Origin of the sequence: Streptomyces sp. NPDC101227, assembly GCF_044767545.1 — a bacterium.
In the GTDB taxonomy this organism is placed as follows: domain Bacteria; phylum Actinomycetota; class Actinomycetes; order Streptomycetales; family Streptomycetaceae; genus Streptomyces.
Genome location: NZ_JBIWOD010000013.1, coordinates 149,735 through 166,136 on the forward strand (window position 1 = coordinate 149,735; position 16,402 = coordinate 166,136).

Annotated in this window: 14 protein-coding genes; 11 read left to right on the plus strand and 3 right to left on the minus strand. The window is 70.5% G+C overall.

All coding sequences use genetic code 11. The annotated features are described in order from the left end of the window. Positions 1-2: 2 nt before the first annotated feature. Genes ACIRPT_RS27770 through ACIRPT_RS27800 form a run of 7 tightly spaced genes read left to right on the plus strand, consistent with a single transcriptional unit; the run spans position 3 to position 7,849 of the window. On the plus strand, positions 3-1,028 hold the full coding sequence (locus ACIRPT_RS27770) for an NAD-dependent epimerase/dehydratase family protein (protein ID WP_403831829.1): 1,026 nt from the start codon (positions 3-5) through the stop codon (positions 1,026-1,028). Continuing rightward, a complete protein-coding gene (locus tag ACIRPT_RS27775; RefSeq protein WP_403831832.1) occupies positions 1,025-2,389 on the plus strand; it encodes a DUF4910 domain-containing protein in 1,365 nt (454 codons plus the stop codon). The genes ACIRPT_RS27770 and ACIRPT_RS27775 overlap by 4 nt, the downstream gene beginning before the upstream one ends. Positions 2,390-2,394: 5 nt before the next feature. Continuing rightward, the gene (locus ACIRPT_RS27780) at positions 2,395-3,684 is read left to right on the plus strand and encodes a hypothetical protein (protein ID WP_403832018.1); all 1,290 of its coding nucleotides are present in this window, start codon (positions 2,395-2,397) and stop codon (positions 3,682-3,684) included. Continuing rightward, positions 3,681-4,628 (plus strand): glycosyltransferase family 2 protein, encoded by a 948-nt coding sequence (locus ACIRPT_RS27785; RefSeq protein ID WP_403831834.1) that lies wholly within the window; start codon positions 3,681-3,683, stop codon positions 4,626-4,628. The genes ACIRPT_RS27780 and ACIRPT_RS27785 overlap by 4 nt, the downstream gene beginning before the upstream one ends. Continuing rightward, a complete protein-coding gene (locus ACIRPT_RS27790; protein ID WP_403831837.1) occupies positions 4,625-5,953 on the plus strand; it encodes a polysaccharide pyruvyl transferase family protein in 1,329 nt (442 codons plus the stop codon). The genes ACIRPT_RS27785 and ACIRPT_RS27790 overlap by 4 nt, the downstream gene beginning before the upstream one ends. Positions 5,954-5,964: 11 nt before the next feature. Then, positions 5,965-6,516 (plus strand): dTDP-4-dehydrorhamnose 3,5-epimerase, encoded by a 552-nt coding sequence (gene rfbC, locus ACIRPT_RS27795; RefSeq protein WP_403832020.1) that lies wholly within the window; start codon positions 5,965-5,967, stop codon positions 6,514-6,516. A gap of 7 nt (positions 6,517-6,523) precedes the next feature. Continuing rightward, positions 6,524-7,849 (plus strand): glutamate-1-semialdehyde 2,1-aminomutase, encoded by a 1,326-nt coding sequence (locus ACIRPT_RS27800; protein WP_403831839.1) that lies wholly within the window; start codon positions 6,524-6,526, stop codon positions 7,847-7,849. A gap of 41 nt (positions 7,850-7,890) precedes the next feature. Here the strand turns inward: ACIRPT_RS27800 and ACIRPT_RS27805 are convergent, their stop codons facing one another. Then, the gene (locus ACIRPT_RS27805; RefSeq protein ID WP_403831841.1) at positions 7,891-8,607 is read right to left on the minus strand and encodes a phosphatase PAP2 family protein; all 717 of its coding nucleotides are present in this window, start codon (positions 8,605-8,607) and stop codon (positions 7,891-7,893) included. A gap of 133 nt (positions 8,608-8,740) precedes the next feature. After that, positions 8,741-9,667, minus strand: a complete 927-nt coding sequence (locus ACIRPT_RS27810; RefSeq protein ID WP_403831844.1) for a thermonuclease family protein — start codon at positions 9,665-9,667, stop codon at positions 8,741-8,743. A gap of 658 nt (positions 9,668-10,325) precedes the next feature. Here ACIRPT_RS27810 and ACIRPT_RS27815 point away from each other — a divergent pair. The 4 genes from ACIRPT_RS27815 (at position 10,326) to ACIRPT_RS27830 (ending at position 14,589) form a co-directional block, all read left to right on the plus strand. Beyond that, positions 10,326-12,353: an ATP-binding cassette domain-containing protein gene (locus ACIRPT_RS27815; protein ID WP_403831846.1), complete on the plus strand. Its 2,028-nt coding sequence runs from the start codon at positions 10,326-10,328 to the stop codon at positions 12,351-12,353. Beyond that, positions 12,350-13,327 carry an NUDIX domain-containing protein gene (locus tag ACIRPT_RS27820; protein WP_403831849.1) on the plus strand — a complete coding sequence of 326 codons (978 nt, stop codon included), beginning with the start codon at positions 12,350-12,352 and terminating at the stop codon, positions 13,325-13,327. Before ACIRPT_RS27815 ends, ACIRPT_RS27820 begins: the two co-directional genes overlap by 4 nt. A gap of 92 nt (positions 13,328-13,419) precedes the next feature. Then, positions 13,420-13,614, plus strand: a complete 195-nt coding sequence (locus ACIRPT_RS27825; RefSeq protein ID WP_403831851.1) for a hypothetical protein — start codon at positions 13,420-13,422, stop codon at positions 13,612-13,614. A 228-nt stretch (positions 13,615-13,842) separates the two neighbouring features. After that, on the plus strand, positions 13,843-14,589 hold the full coding sequence (locus tag ACIRPT_RS27830) for a 2OG-Fe dioxygenase family protein (RefSeq protein ID WP_403831853.1): 747 nt from the start codon (positions 13,843-13,845) through the stop codon (positions 14,587-14,589). Between the two features lie 102 nt (positions 14,590-14,691). Here the strand turns inward: ACIRPT_RS27830 and ACIRPT_RS27835 are convergent, their stop codons facing one another. After that, positions 14,692-16,266 carry an FAD-dependent monooxygenase gene (locus ACIRPT_RS27835; protein WP_403831855.1) on the minus strand — a complete coding sequence of 525 codons (1,575 nt, stop codon included), beginning with the start codon at positions 16,264-16,266 and terminating at the stop codon, positions 14,692-14,694. Between the last annotated feature and the right edge of the window lie 136 nt (positions 16,267-16,402).

Genomic DNA, 16,402 nt, shown 5'->3' on the forward strand with positions numbered 1-16,402 from the left:
CCATGCGCGTACTTCTGACCGGACACCAGGGATACCTGGGAACCGTCATGGCCCCGGTCCTTGCCGCCGCCGGGCACGAGGTCGTCGGCCTCGACGCCGGCCTGTTCGCCGACTGTGTGCTGGGCCCCACGCCCGCGGACCCGGTGGGGCACCAGGTGGACCTGCGCGACGTCACGGCCGAACACGTGGCCGGGGTGGACGCCGTGATCCACCTGGCCGCGCTGTCCAACGACCCACTGGGATCGCTGGCGCCCGAGCTCACCTACGACATCAACCACCACGCGTCCGTGCGGCTGGCCCGGCTGGCCCGCGACGCCGGAGTGCGGCGCTTCCTGTACGCGTCGACCTGCTCGGTCTACGGCGCCGCCGGCGGCGGCGGGCTGGTGACCGAGGACGCCCCGCTGCGCCCGGTAACGCCGTACGCGGAGTCCAAGGTGCGGGTCGAGGACGACCTGCACGCTCTGGCCGACGGCGACTTCAGCCCGGTGTACATGCGCAACGCCACCGCCTTCGGCTACTCGCCCCGGCTGCGCGCCGACATCGTGCTGAACAACCTGGTGGGCCACGCGCTCCTGTCCGGCGAGGTGCTGGTGCTCTCCGACGGCACCCCCTGGCGCCCGCTGGTGCACGCCGCCGACATCGCACGGGCCTTCGCGGCCGCGCTGGTCGCGCCGCGGGAATCGGTGCACGACCGGGCGTTCAACATCGGCAGCGAGGTCAACAACGTCACGGTCGCCGAGATCGCCGAGCAGGTCGCCGAGGCGGTGTCCGGCGCGAAGGTGGTGATCACCGGGGAGACCGGTGCCGACCCGCGGTCGTACCGGGTGGACTTCTCCCGGTTCCGCGCCGCGCTCCCCGGCTTCGACTGCGAGTGGACCGTGAAGCACGGTGCGCTCGAACTCGCCGACGCCTACCGGAAGTTCAGCCTGACCAAGGACGACTTCGAGCGACGCTTCACCCGCCTTGCCGTGCTGCGCGCGGCGTCCGACGCCGGCGCCGTCGACGACACCCTGCGGTGGCGCGGATGACCGCGGTCGGCGAGCAGCCGATGGCCTCGGTCGGCGACGAGATGCACGCGCTGGTGGAGCGGCTGTATCCGCTGTGCCGGAGCATCACCGGCGACGGTGTGCGCGCCACCCTGGAAATCGTCGGCGAGTACGTTCCGCTGCAGGTGCACGAGGTGCCGACCGGGACGCAGGTGCTCGACTGGACGGTGCCGCAGGAGTGGAACATCCGGGACGCGTACATCGCCGACAGCGCCGGCAACCGGGTCGTCGACTTCGCCGCGTCCAGCCTGCATGTGCTCGGCTACAGCGTGCCGGTGTCGGCGACCATGCCGCTGGCCGAGCTGCGTGAACACCTGCACACCCTGCCGGACCACCCGTCCTGGGTTCCGTACCGCACCAGCTACTACAAACCGGAATGGGGGTTCTGCCTGGCCCAGGAGACCCTGGACGCGCTGCCGGACGGCGAGTACGAGGTGCGCATCGACTCCACACTCGCGGACGGCCACCTCACCTACGCCGAGCATGTGGTCCCCGGCCAGGTCCCCGACGAGGTGATCGTCTCCTGCCACGTCTGCCACCCGTCGCTGGCCAACGACAACCTCGCCGGCATCGCGGTGGCGACGTTCCTGGCCCGGGCGCTGGCCGAGGAAACGCCGTACTACACCTACCGGTTCATCTTCGCGCCCGGCACCATCGGGGCGATCACCTGGCTGGCCCGCAACACCGAGCGGGTCATTGGGGTATCCCCTGCTCTGGGGGCCCCTCCCGGCCGAAGGCTGGGGGAGGAGCCGAGAGCTCGGGGAAGGGTCAAGCACGGACTCGTGCTGGCCTGTGCCGGCGACTCGGGCCAACTGACGTACAAACAGAGCAGACGCGGCGATGCGGAGATCGACCGGGTGATGGGGCATGTGCTGGCCGCCTCCGAACGCCCGCACCGCGTCAATGAGTTCACTCCGTACGGCTACGACGAGCGGCAGTTCTGCTCGCCGGGGTTCGACCTCGGCGTGGGCTCGCTCAGCCGGACCCCGTACGCCGGCTACCCCGAGTACCACACCTCGGCGGACAACCCGGACTTCGTCTCCCCGGAGGCGATGGCGGACACACTCGCCGTCTGCCGTGAGGCGTTCTCCGTCCTCGACCGCAACCGGCAGTACACCAACCTCAGCCCCTACGGCGAGCCACAGCTGGGCCGGCGCGGGTTGTACGACGCGCTCGGCGGCCGCAGCGACACCAAGCAGGCCCAGATGGCGATGCTCTGGGTGCTCAGCCTCTCCGACGGCGAGCACAGCCTGCTGGACGTCACCGAGCGGTCCGGGCTGCCGTTCGACACCGTCGCCGCCGCGGCCGACGCCTTGCACGGCGCCGGTCTGATCAAGGCATGACCCGGATGACCACCGAGGAGGAGAAGGCGACGGCACCGGCCGGATCGGCCCGGCGGGCTCTCGTCGGCCGCCTGTCCTGGGGACTGGCCGACCAGGCGGCCTCCAGCATGACCAACTTCGCGGTGGGGATCTACGTGGCCCGCTCGCTGGGGGTCACCGCGTTCGGCGTGTTCAGCCTGGCTTGGGTGACCTACGGCGTGGTGCTCAACGTCTCCCGCGGGCTGGCCACCGATCCGCTCGTGGTGCGCTTCAGCGGCGTGCCGGACGCGTCCTGGCGCGGGGCGGTGGCCAGGTCGTCGGGTACCGCGCTCGGCGTCGGTGCCGCCATCGGTGCGGTGTGTCTGGTGGTCGGGCCGGCCCTGGGCGGCCGTGTGGGGCCCGCGTTCGCCGCCCTTGGCGTCATGCTGCCGGGGCTGCTGCTGCAGGACGCCTGGCGGTTCGCGTTCTTCGCCGCCGGCACCGGGCGGAAGGCGTTCGTCAACGACCTCGTGTGGGGCGTCGCGCTCGTCCCGGCCCTGGTCGTGGCGGCTCGCGTGGGCAGCGTGGCCGCTTTCGTGCTCGCCTGGGGAGCCTCCGCCGCGGTGGCCGCGGGGTACGGCTACTTCCAGTCCGGGATCAGGCCCCAGTTGACCGGAGCCCGCGAGTGGCTTCGCGGGCACCGCGACCTCGGCTACCGGTACCTGGTCGAGAACGTCAGCCTCAGCGGCGCGAGCCAGCTGCGGGCGTACGGGCTCGGCGCGATCGTCGGGGTCGGCGCGGTGGGTGCGGTGCGGGGCGCCGAGCTCCTGCTCGGTCCGTTCCTCGCCGTGCTGATGGGTCTTTCGCTGGTCACCGTCCCGGAGGCGGCGCGGGTGCTGCGGCGGGCCCCGCACCGCCTTGGCACGTTCTGCCTCCTGCTGGGCGGCGGGCAGGCCGCCGCCGCGCTGCTCTGGGGCGGGGCGCTGCTGCTGATGCCGGACCGGCTCGGCGAGCTCGTGCTCGGCGGCGTCTGGCACTCCGCCGCGCTGCTGATCGTGCCGGTCGCCCTCGGCGTGGCGGGCGCGGGCCTCGGCACCGGCGCGGCGGCCGGACTGCGCGCGCTCGGCGCGGCCCCGCGCAGCCTGCGCTCCCAGCTGTTCGCCTCCGCTTGCTATGTCGGCGGCGGGCTCGGCGGGGCGGCCGTGGCCGGCACGGTCGGCTCGGCCTGGGGCGTCGCCGCCGCGACCGTCAGCGGCTCGGCCGTGTGGTGGCTGCACCTGCGGTCCGCCCTGCGCGAGCGCCACCACCACCCCATCCCCGAAGTGAGGACCTCATGACCGACCGACCCAGGCTGAGCATCGGCCTGCCCGTGTACAACGGCGAGGAGTATCTGGCCGAGTCGCTGGACGCCCTGCTCGGCCAGACCTACGAGGACTTCGAGCTGGTCATCTCCGACAACGCCTCGACGGACGGGACCGAGGACATCTGCCGCAAGTACGCCGCGCAGGACTCGCGCATCCGGTACCTCCGGCTGCTCCGGAACGTCGGCGCCACGCCGAACCACAACTACGTGTTCACCCAGTGCCGCGGCGAGCTGTTCAAGTGGGCCTCGCACGACGACCTGTACGGCCGGGACCTGCTGCGGCGCTGCGTTCAGGCGCTGGACGAGCGGCCGGACGTGATCCTCGCGCACGCCGACCAGGCGGTCATCGACGGCGACGGCCAGGTGAAGGTCCCCTACGAGTACACGCTCGCCACCGACTCACCGCACCCGCCGGAGCGCTTCCGCAGCATGCTGTTCGAGCCCGGCGGTGACGACTTCTACGGGGTGATCCGGGCCGCCGCGCTGCGCCGGGTGAAGCCGATGGACAGCTACCACCACGCGGACCGCACGTTCGTCGCCGAGATCGCGCTGCACGGGCGCTTCCACCAGGTTCCGGAGCTGCTGTACTTCCGCCGCGACCACCCCACCCGCGCCGAGCGGGCGAACCCGAGCAAGCGCTCCCGGTGCGTCAATCTGGACCCGCGCCGGGCGGGCCCGCTGCACCCGGCGCCCCGGCTGCTCGCCGAGTACGTCTGGGGCTTCGTTTCGGCGGTCCGGCGGGCGCCGTTGTCCCCCGCCGACCGGCGCGCGTGCTACCGCCACCTGGCCGCATGGATGACCAGCCGGGTCCGGCCGGGCGCCGGTGAGCGCGTCGAGGACCGCGCGCCGGTCGACCCGGCCAAGCTCACCGTCTCCGTCGACGCCCTCGTCGCCGGCCGTGAGCGGAGGCAGGCATGAAGCCCCCCAAGGAAACGGCGGTGCGCGTCGGGGTGTTCGGCCTGCTCGGCTCCGGCAACCTCGGCAACGACGGGTCGCTCGAGGCCGTGCTCGGGTACCTCCGCGCCGAGCATCCGGACGCGGTCGTGGACGCACTGTGCGGCGGACCCGAAGTCGTCGCGACCCGGTACGGGATCCCCGCGACGCGGCTGCACTGGTACCGCGGGGAGTACCGCACCGCGTCCCGTGCGGGCGCGATCGCGGGGAAGGGGCTCGGCAAACTCGTCGACGCCGTCCGCACCGCCGCCTGGGTGCGGCGGCACGACGTGGTGATCGTGCCGGGCATGGGCGTCCTGGAGGCCACGCTGCCGCTGCGGCCGTGGGGCTTTCCGTACGCGCTGTTCCTGCTCTGCGCGAGTGGCCGGCTGTTCGGCACCCGGGTCGCGCTGGTCAGCGTCGGCGCCGCCGCGATCGGCAACCGGCCGACCCGGGCCCTGGTGCGCTGGTCGGCGCGGCTGGCCGCGTACCGGTCGTACCGGGACGCCCCGTCCCGCGACGCGATGCGTGCGATGGGTGTGGACACCGCGCGCGACGACGTCTATCCGGACCTCGCGTTCGCCCTGCCGACGCCGACTGCCTCCGAGCTCTCGGCTTCTCCCCCAGCCTTCGGCCGGGAGGGGCCCCCAGAGCAGGGAGGTACCCCCATCGCGCCCGCGGACCCACCGGGCACGGTCTGCGTCGGCGTGATGGCCTTCCACGGCGGCAACGACGACCGCGCCCGGGCCGAGGAGATCCACCGGCGCTACCTCGACGGGACGATCCGGTTCGTCCGCGCGCTGGTCGAGGACGGCAGACCGGTCCGGCTGCTCACCGGCGACCAGGTCGACGCGCCGGTGGTCGACGCGATCCTCGACGCGGTGGACTCACCGCTGGTCACGGCTGCCGAGGCGGCCTCGCTGGCCGACCTGATGAAGGAGACGGCGGCCGCCGACACCGTGGTGGCGATCCGCTACCACAACCTGATCTGCGCGCTGAAGGTCGGCACGCCGACGCTCGCGCTCTGCTACGCGGCGAAGAGCGACGCGCTCATGGACCGGATGGGCCTTGCCGCGTACCGCCACCCGGCTCGCGAGGTCGACGCCGATCGGCTGCTCGAGCAGTTCCGGGCGCTGGAGCGGCGATCGGCGGAGCTGCGGCGGACACTCACCGAACGGAACCTGGCCGCCGTCCGGCAACTTGAGCACCAGTTCACCGCCTTGACCGCGGCCCTGTTCCCGGCGGCCGACCACACCCGACCCCACACCCGATCCCACGCCCGATCCCACGCCCGCCAGGAGGCTCCATGAAGGCGACCGGAATGAAAGCGACCGAGGTCCCAGAGATCGCCGGCGCGTACCTCTTCGAACCGACGCCGTGCGCCGACGAACGCGGCTTCTTCTGCCGCACCTTCGACGCCGACGTGATCCGCTCGGTGGGCCTCGACCCGAACGCCTTCATCCAGGACAGCGTGTCCCGCTCGGTACGAGGCGTGCTGCGCGGCCTGCACCTGCGCTCCGGCGCCGGCGAGGCCAAACTGGTGCGGTGCTCGTACGGGAGCGTCTTCGACGTCGTCGTGGACCTGCGGACGGACTCGCCGACCTACCGCAACCGGGCCTCCTTCGAGCTGTCCGGCGAGACGCAGGCGACTCTGTACATCCCGGCGGGGTGCGCGCACGGCTTCCAGGCGCTGACCGAAACCGCCGACACCTCGTACCGGATCGACCGCCCGCACGATCCGGCCGAGGACGTGACGATCGCCTTCGACGACCCGGAGCTCGCCATTCCCTGGCCGCTGCCGGCCACATCGATGTCCCAGCGGGACCGGGAGGCGCCGAGCCTCGCCGAGGTACTGAAGCACAGGGAAGGGTGAAGTCAGCGTGGACACCGAAGAGTTCTTCCTCCCCCGGTCGCGCGCGGCGAACGAGCGGCTGCACGCCATGATCCCCGGGGGCGCGCACACCTACGCCAAGGGCGACGACCAGTACCCCGAGAACCTGGCCCCGGTCATCGACCACGGCCGCGGTGCCCACGTGTGGGACATCGACGGCAACCGCTACATCGAGTACGGCTCCGGCCTGCGGTCGGTCAGCCTCGGCCACGCCCACCCGCGCGTGCTGGAGGCGGTGCGGCGGGAACTCGACCGCGGCAGCAACTTCGTCCGGCCGTCCGTCGTGGAGGTCGAAGCCGCGGAACGCTTCCTCGCCACGGTGCCGACCGCCGAGATGGTGAAGTTCGCGAAGAACGGCTCCGACGCCACCACCGCCGCGGTGCGCCTCGCCCGCGCCGTCACCGGGCGCCCGCGGGTGGCCGTCTGCGCCGACCATCCGTTCTTCTCCGTCGACGACTGGTTCATCGGCACCACACCGATGTCGGCCGGTATTCCGGCGGCAACCACCGACCTCACCCTGGCGTTCCCTTACGGGGACCTGGACGCCACACAGGAGCTGCTCGCCCGGTACCAGAACGAGGTCGCCTGCCTGATCCTCGAACCGGCAGCGCACACCGAACCCCCGCCCGGGTACCTCGCCGGCCTGCGCGAGCTGGCCGACCGGCACGGCTGCGTACTGATCTTCGATGAGATGATCACCGGCTTCCGCTGGTCCGAGGCGGGCGCCCAGGGCCTGTACGGCGTCGTCCCCGATCTCTCCACGTTCGGCAAGGCGCTGGGCAACGGGTTCGCCGTCGCCGCGCTGGCCGGGCGCCGCGAGCTGATGGAGCGGGGCGGGCTGCGTCACTCCCACGACCGGGTGTTCCTGCTGTCCACCACGCACGGTGCGGAAACGCACTCCCTAGCGGCCGCGATGGCCGTGCAGACCACCTACGTCGAGGAGGGCGTCACCGCGCGGCTGCACGCCCTCGGCGAGCGGTTGGCCGCCGGTGTCCGCGACGCCGCGGCCACCATGGGCGTCGGCGACCACATCGTCGTCCGGGGCCGGGCCAGCAACCTGGTCTTCGCCACACTCGACGAGAACCGGCAGCCGTCGCAGCAGTACCGCACCCTGTTCCTGCGCCAGCTCCTCGCGGGCGGGGTGCTGGCACCGTCGTTCGTGGTGAGCAGCGCGCTCAGCGACGCCGACATCGACCGCACCGTCGAGGTGGTGGCCCAGGCATCTGCGGTGTACCGGAAGGCACTGGACGCCGGTGACCCCAACCCCTGGCTGGCCGGGCGACCGGTGAAGCCCGTATTCCGCCGCTTGGCGTGACGTGACTCGACTCGACTGACGTGACGTGACGTGACGTGACGTCAGCGATGCTCCCGCCGACCGGCGTCGGCCATCCGGTCGGCCGGCCGGTCGGACGTACGGTCGGCCATCCGGTCGACCAGCCACGCGGTCGCCGGTGTCACCGCCAGCGCGGTGCACCAGCCGCCGAGGACGTCGGTCGGGTAGTGCGCGCCCAGCGCGACCTGTGCCCAGCCCATGGCGGCGCCGGCAACCAGCGCCGCCGCGAGCACGAGTAACGTGCCGGCCGTCCTGCCGAGGCCGAGCCGGCCGGTGGCGAGCAGCGCCACCACGAGGGCGAGCGCGGTGAGGAAGGCGGTGTGCCCGCTCGGGTAGGACAGGTTGTCGTCGCCGTGGATGGTGCGCCCCACCAGGGACTTGAGCAGCGTCGCCGTCACCACGGTGATGCCGACGCCGGCAACGACGAACACCGCCGCGCGAGTACACCGAAGCAGCAGGCAGCCCGTCACGGCGGCCACGACCAGCATCGCCGCCCCTACCGGCTCCCCCAAGAAGTCCAGAGCCAGGGCGACTTGCCGCCACGGCGCCCGCACACTGTCCGCCGTCGGCGGGATGATCCACCTGTCCACCGTGCCGGGCTTGCCGTGGCCGGCGTACAGGACCCCGAGCACGACGACCACCAGCGTGGCGAGGGCCGCACTCAGCCCGAGCCACACGCGCAGCGATGGGGGCAGCACCGCTGGGCCGACTTCCAGGTCCGCTCCGTCCAGGCGATCCAACGCGAGCCCCCCGTCGTGTCCGACCCACCCTCACACCCTGGCCAAGTGCATCGGATCAGCCTCAAGTTGTCACCCTAACCAACAATCCGGGCGCGCATTCGATTTCGGGCAAACCACCCTCGGGTAGTTGAACTCAGCGCGTGTGACTGCCGCTTCCGGTGAGCCGTTCCGACGGCGTCAGGTTGAGATGGCCGACAGCCTCGTTCACGTCCTGCGGCCAGAGCCACAGCCGGTAGATCGGCGGGACCCGGAAGTAGTCCTCCGGACCGTGTAGTTCACGATTGCGGATATCTGCGCAGTACCGCGTCCGCCAGGAGAATTCCTCGCCGGGCTCCAGCTTTTTCCCCTCGGTCTTCTTCTTCGTCACGCCATGAAGCTTTTCGAGGGCCCGGTACTCGTAGGCGAGCAACGTGTCGGGGTCCTTCCAGATCCCCTTCTTGCCCTTGACGGCCTTGTCGGCGGCCCTGAGGAAGAGGGGCAGGTCGAGTTCGCCGGGGATGGAGGGGTAAATGACGAAGGGTGCCGCCCATCCATCGGTGATGAGATCGAGGTTGAACGTCGGCCTCTTCTCTCTCGGAAGGGTGTCGAGTTCCTTCTTTGAGTAGTTCGGCGCGATATAGGCGAGCAGGCGGTTGTTGTCGTCGAAGAAATCATCGGCGGTGCGGATGAAGATGCCGCGTTCCTTGCCGGGGTCCCTGCCCTCGGCCAGCCTTTTCTTGATGTTCTCCGTGTTGAACGTGGCCGCCGCCGTGCCCTGACCGAACTGCAAGCTGCCCACATTCCCCGTCTCGATCTTCGGCAGCAGGAACTCCGCGAGGTCGTGGGAGATGGGTGCGACGCCGTCCCGTATCCACGCGGCGAGTTGCTTGAACTCCTCGTCGACCCTCTTGGCCCCCTCAGCGGTCACCGCTGTGGTTTCCGGAGTGTCGACGGACAGCATGCGGATCGGCATCTCGACGTACGGCGTGTCCCCGTCGTGTACGTGGGCCAGGGCGCGCGAACCCAACGACGGCAGAGATATCCCGGCGGGAGTCCACAGGATCTGTACAGGATCGGTCACTGGCTTGTCGTCCTTCCCTACGCTTCGCCTCCGGTCCCCCGGCCTCCGGCTTCTCTCCCACAGCGTCACGCCGTGCCCCGGACGCCGCAACTTCGTCCGACCGGACATGGCGTCCACGCCTGATCACCGACGCTCCGGACACCGGGCGGTACGGCACGAGGCCGGCTGCCCTGCACCTACGCAGCTCAGACGGCAGTCAACTCGGCGTAGCCCACACGGGTGACCATCGCTGCCGTCTCGCCGCCCCCGCGACCTCCCGCCCGCCCCAGCCGCTCAACCACCTGACGAGTCACACGTCCGCGCCCCGAGGCCGACCGCCGCAATACCTCGAAGGGGTGACCCGGGTCGTTCGAGTGCCCCCAAGCCCCCGCACGCCAGCCGCCCCACACCTCTCACCACCGAACGGAACATGCGTTCACCATTTGCCCCCGTCGCCCCCGTTACGGGGCGCAATCCGGGCCGTTTTTAGAGCACCTGTACTCATCGCCCACCCTCCTGGAGAGACCGTGGATCCCGTAGTCGTGCCCGTGAATGGTCCCGTCGCGTTCGAACGGCGACCTTCGGCTCCCGCCCTGCCGCTGACCCTGGTGAGGCGCGTCGTTGACGCTGCCCCGCGTGGCGCTCGCCGCTCGGCACGACCGGACGCGGGGTGGGGGGCATGAGCGAGGACAACAAGGCGGCAGCCTTCCCGGGTCCGCAGGCAAAGGTGCCCACACCCCGGTGTGAAGCGTTGGCGCTGCCGCCGGCGGACGTGCCGGCGGGCCCGGCGAGCGAGAACCTCACCGACGATCTCGAAGAGGCGTACTGGGCGGTCTACGACGGCGCCGCGGCCAAGGCGACGGTCGGCCAGATCCTCGGGCGGCTCCCGCGCATCGTGCGGCAGATCGGCCGGCTGGCCTGGCAGGCCGACCGCTCGGCAACGGTGGCCGTGGTGGTGCTCCAACTGGTCTCCGCGGCGATGGCCGCCTTCGGCCTGGCAGCCTCGGTGGCCGTCCTTCACCAGTTGTTCGCCCAGGGGCCGACGCCGGACAAGGTCCGTTCCGCCGTGCCACAGATCCTGCTCGTGGTGGCCTTCCTTTCCACCAGGGCCGCTCTTGAGGCCGGGGTGGCCGTCGCGGAGGCCCGGGTGACCCCCAAGATCCGCACGGCCTTGGAGAGCGACTTCCTCCACTTGACCGCGCATGTGCGCCTGGAGGTGGTCGACGACTCGGACTGGCACGACGACGCCTTCCGCGCCAACGACCGCGGGCTGTTCTACGCGCGGCAGATCGTCGGCCAGGTCGTCTCACTGGCGTCCGCCTTCCTCGGACTCATCGGCACGGCCGGCGTCCTGACCGTCCTGCACCCTCTTCTGCTCCCCCTGCTTCCTCTGTCGGTCCTGCCCGTGGGAGCCGCGGCGGTGCGTACCGCGCGGGCGCGCTTCCACAGCTTCAAGCGGTGGAACGCCCTACAGCGCCGGGTGCGGGTCTTCTCCTGGCTCCTGCTGGACCGCGACTCGGCAGCCGAACTGCGTGCCGACACCGCCCAGCGCGCCCTGCTCGACGAGCACCACCGCCTCACCTCGCGCATCGCCGAAGAGGACACCCGCCTCGGGGTGCACGCCGCTCTGCTGACACTGGCCGGACGCGCCCTCGGCGGGACCGGCGCCGGCGTCACCTACATCGTCCTCGGCGCCATGCTCATCGCGGGATGGCTCCCCCTGGCGGCCGGTGCGGGGGCAGTCATCGCCATCCAGGTGAGCCAGACCTCCCTGACTCGCTTCGTCGATGTCGCCCACCTCGTCTACGAGCATGCGATGTGGGTGACCGACCTCCTCACCTTCCAGGAGCGATGCCGCACGCTCCAGCCCCGTCACCGCGAGCGGACCGCACCTGAGACCGTCAAGACGATCACCCTCAGGAGCGTCAGCTACACCTACCCCGGCAAGGACACCCCGGCACTCGATGACGTCTCCATGACCCTGTGTGCCGGGGAGACCGTCGCCTTCGTCGGCCTGAACGGGTCCGGCAAGAGCACCTGTTCACGGCTGCTCGCCGGCCTCTACGACCCACAGGACGGCGCGGTCCTCTGGGACGGGGTGGCGACGACGGACCTGGACACCGAGTCGCTTCAGACGCGTGTGGCCACCGTGCTGCAGGACCCGGTGCACTTCCCGTTCAGCGCGCTGGCGAACCTCACGGTCTCCAGCGGCACGCTCACCGAGGCGGATCCCCAACGCGCCTTGGATGCGGCGCGGGCCGCGGGTGCCGATCAGGTCATTGCCGGGCTGCCCGGCACCTGGCAGGCGCTGTTGTCCAAACGGTTCCGCGGCGGCCAGGAGCTTTCGGCCGGCCAGTGGGCGAAGATCGCCGTGGCCCGAGGTCTCTACAAGAACGCCCCCGTGCTGCTGCTGGACGAGCCGACCGCGAGCATGGACCCCCGCGCCGAACACGACGTCTACCGTGCCGTGCTGCGCGACAAGCTCCGCGACGACCAGATCACCGTGCTGATCTCCCACCGTCTGGCCAGCGTCGTCGAGTGCGACCGCATCTACGTCTTCGACGGCGGACGGATCACCGAGTCGGGGTCCCACCCGCAACTCATGTCCCTGGGAGGCGACTACGCCCAGATGTTCACCCTCCAAGCCGCCGGCTACCAGACCGCATCCACGGCGCCCGACGCCGAAACCGGGACGGTGAGCCAGTGACCGAGCAGACCTCACCGACCGACTCGGCCCCGCTGAACCAGCTCCCACGGGCGAATGCATCAGCGTTGATCTACAACGATTCCGGCGAGTACCTGCTGCATCTGCGCGACGATGTACCCGGCATCTGGGAGCCGGGCGCGTGGTCCCTGCTCGGCGGCGGCCGCGAACCAGGTGACCGGACCTTGGAGGAGACGGTCAGACGCGAACTGCGGGAAGAGGCCGGTCTGGACCTCGGCGACCTCGCCCCCTTCGCCGTCGAGCGGGCTCACGCCAGCGATGGCACCACCGTCCCCATCCAGATCTTCGCCGCGCAATGGGACGGGGATCCTGAGACGTTGCAGCTGACCGAAGGCGTCATGCTGCACTGGTTCCGGCCGGAGGTCATGCCGCGCCTGCGGATGGCGACCTCCACCCGCAATTTGGTCCACCACCACGCCGAGCTCCTTGACACCACCAGCCCAGGAACCACTCCCCCGATGGCCGCCGGTGCAGCCTGCCGCCCCTGCAGCCCGTCAGGACAGGTCAGGGGAGGAAGAGCCGTCGTCAATGTCATCGGTGCGCATCTCTACCTGGAGAACAGCGACGGCGAGGTCCTGCTCGGCCTGCGCCACCAGGACTCCGCCTACGCCGCCTCCACATGGCACTTCCTGGCCGGCCACTGCGAACAGGAATCCGCCCGCGCCTGCCTCGTCCGCGAGGCACACGAAGAAGCGGGGCTGCTGATCGACCCCGGCGACGTCGAACTCGCCCATGTTGTCCACCTCGTGGACACACCCGGCGGCCAGCCCCGGATGGCAATGGTCTTCCGGGCCCGCCTTTGGACAGGAACGCCGCAAGTCCGGGAACCCGACAAGTGCACGAGCTGGAGCTGGTGGCATCCCGACGGCCTCCCCGCCCGGACCGTGCCCTACACCCGGGCCGCCATCGAGGGCATCCGCGCAGGCCGCCGCTACACGGAGATGGGCTGGTCATGACCGCTGAGACGAGTGATGCACCCCCCGCGCCTTCACCCCGCGCCTTCCATCGCCCGCAAACCGCCATTCACCACCTGACAAGGAGCGAACCTGTGGCATACGACCGAGCCGACTGGTCCCAGCACTACCTGGACGATCGCGGCTTCCGGCCACTCCGCGACAGCGAACGAGACCTGATCACCCGGTACGCACCCGCCCCGGACGGCGGGCGGGCCCTGGAACTGGGCTGCGGCACCGGCGAAGCTCGCGGCCCGACGGGCCCGATGAACCCGGGCGTGGCTGGATGACACGAGTCCCACACGGTGATCCTCGCCTCCCCGTCGAGGTCGCTTCCGGGCAAAGTGACACGGAAGTCGTGGAGTTGAAGTGACGAGCACGATCTTGTTACGCCACGATGCAAGGGACTCGCTTCTCCCTGGCCGAAGCCGCAGCGGAATGAACGCCCACGGGCCGGTCCGCTTCCGGCCGGGAGCGAGGTCTTGAACGCGCATGGCAATCGATACGGGGAATACACAGTGACGACCAAGGCGATACGGCCGCAGAACACACCTGGGGCCGACAATGACACCTCCGCCCCATACCGCTACTTTCCGGCAGCGGAGTTGCACCAGGACCTGGCGGCACACTCAGAGGAGCAGCTCAAGCTGTTTCTGGAGTCTTGGGAGGATCTTCCCGTCGACTCCTATATGAAGGACGGGGCGGACTACCGTCGTCGACGGTACGGATCCTTCCATTGGGCAGCCGGAGAACTCGTGCCGGACCCGGCAGGGGTCTTCCATCAGACGAAGGAGGTCAACTCCCTGCACGGCGGGGTCGAGCGGGCCTTCCCCCCGTTGTCGGACGGCGTGCTGGAATCCGGAGTGCTGGACAGCCTCATCCACTTCTTCATGGCACGCCTTCCCGGTGAGTTCGACCCCGCCACCAGCGGTGTCGGAGTGCACCAGATCCGCATCACGGCGACGCACGACGCCGACGGTCTCCCGGCGCCTGAGGGAGTCCACGAAGACGGCCACCACTTCGTGGCCCAGGCCCTGATGCGCCGCACCGACGTCGACGGCGGCGAGTCACAGATCTTCGACCGGAACCGCAGGCCGATCTACCGCAACACGCTGCTCGAGGAATTCGAGTCCATCGTGATCGACGACCGCCGGGTCTTCCACGGCGTCTCCGCGATCCGCCCGGTAGACGGGGTGCGCCAGGGCATCCGCGACATGTTGCTGATCGACTACTTCCCCCTCCAGGGCCGTCACGTCGACGCCTGACGAGCCGAACTCGCCACTTCGGCCCCAGCAGTCGTCCAGCCGGGGCCGAAATAGCCAAGGCGGGGAGTGGTGAGTGCGAGTGCCGGCGAGGAAGCACTGCTATCAGGAAGGCGTCGCGTCGGTGATGGTGGTGAGGGCACGGCGGAGGGATGCGTCGCTCGGTGGATGGTCGCGCCAGCGGGCGCCGATGTGGCCGTCGGGTCGGATGAGCAGCGCTCCGTGCAGGCGGAGGCCGCAGAAGCCGATGTGCTCGCGCGGAAGGGCCTCGATGCCCAGCGGCCAGCGTGTGGCCGCGAAGGCTTGTCGCTCCCATCGGGCGGGGTCCGGGGTCAGGAGGGTGAACCGTTCGCCGACGGTGTCCAGCGTGGAGTTGTCGGGCCTGAGCCACAGGTGTGGCATGCGATGGCCTGGCTCTGCGGTGGGGACGTAGTCCGTGCCGCCGGCGGGCGGCTCGGGTGGGGTGTCGCCGTCGGCGAGGACGGCGTCGGAACGGTAGGCGACGCCGAGCACGAGACCGAGTTGGGCGAAGTACCTTTCCGACCAAGGCAGTTCGATCCGGTCCGCCGCCGCTTCGCCCCTTTGGAGCTGATTGAGGCGCCGGTTCTGCACCTGGAGCAAAAGCTGAGTGTTGGCCACTGCTTGGCGGAGAGTCTGGTGGGCGACCGGTTGTCGTTCCGTCTCGTAGGTCTCCAGCAGGCTTGGTCCGGCCCACCCGCGAATAACACCCGCCAACTTCCAGCACAGGTTGTGTGCATCGGCGATGCCGACGTTCATGCCCATGCCGCCGATGATGGGGATCGCGTGCGCGGCATCACCGGCCAGCAGGATCCGGCCACGGCGGAAGCGCTCGGCGGCGAAGGCATTCATCACCCAGTGCTGAACCCGCAGCACCTCGACCCGTACCTCGGCAGCGGGGCCGAGGGCGCGCGAGACGAGACCGGGCCAGTCGGCGCGCGCCGGGTCTTCGGGCGTGGGGGCGAACCAGGCCCAGCCTCCTTCCGGGTAGAGCGGGAGGAAGGAACCGTGCGCGGTGAAGTAGACCCCGGCGGGCCGGCGGGCGCACCAGCGGTGGAGATCGGCGTCGAACACGACGGTCGTGACGCCCCCCAACGCTCCGGGGCCCGTGGTGTCGATTCCGAGCAGGTGCCGGACGGTGGAGTTCGCCCCGTCGGCGGCGAGCACATAACGGGCACGGACCTGGATTTCGTCGCCGTGGTGATGGTCGACGAGCCGGGCCACGACGCCGCCGGCCTCCTCGGCCAGGTCGATCAGCTCGGCCCCGAACCGCATCTGTGCCTCCGCTGCGGCCAGCAGGGCGGGTTCCAAGCGATCCTGCGAGGTGACCACACCGAGCGCGGGACTCTCGGGTACCGGCGCATTGACCCCCACCATCGCCGCGGTGGCGAAGTCGCGGTCGTACAGGGTGTCGCGGAAGCGGATGCGACCGTACTCCGGCGCGAACGCGGAAGACGCGATCCTTTCGGCCACCCCGAGCTGGCGAAAGATCTCCATCGAGCGCACGTTGACCAGCCGGGACCGTGGAAAGGGCGACAACTGGCGGTGTTTCTCGACCAGCAATACCCGCACGCCCCAGCGTTCCAGGAGCGCTCGGGCGGTGAGCCCGACCGGCCCGCCACCGACGATCAGTACCTCCGTCTCGACGTTCGCTAGGGGCATGGCGACGTCCTCCTGGTCACCTCGGGTTCGGCGGGGCACTCCATGACGGTGAGATCCGGGCGGGCTCACCGCACTCGACGATGGCCTGAACCCTCATGAGGTCAATCATCCGCGCACGGCAGCCGCCGGCAATGTC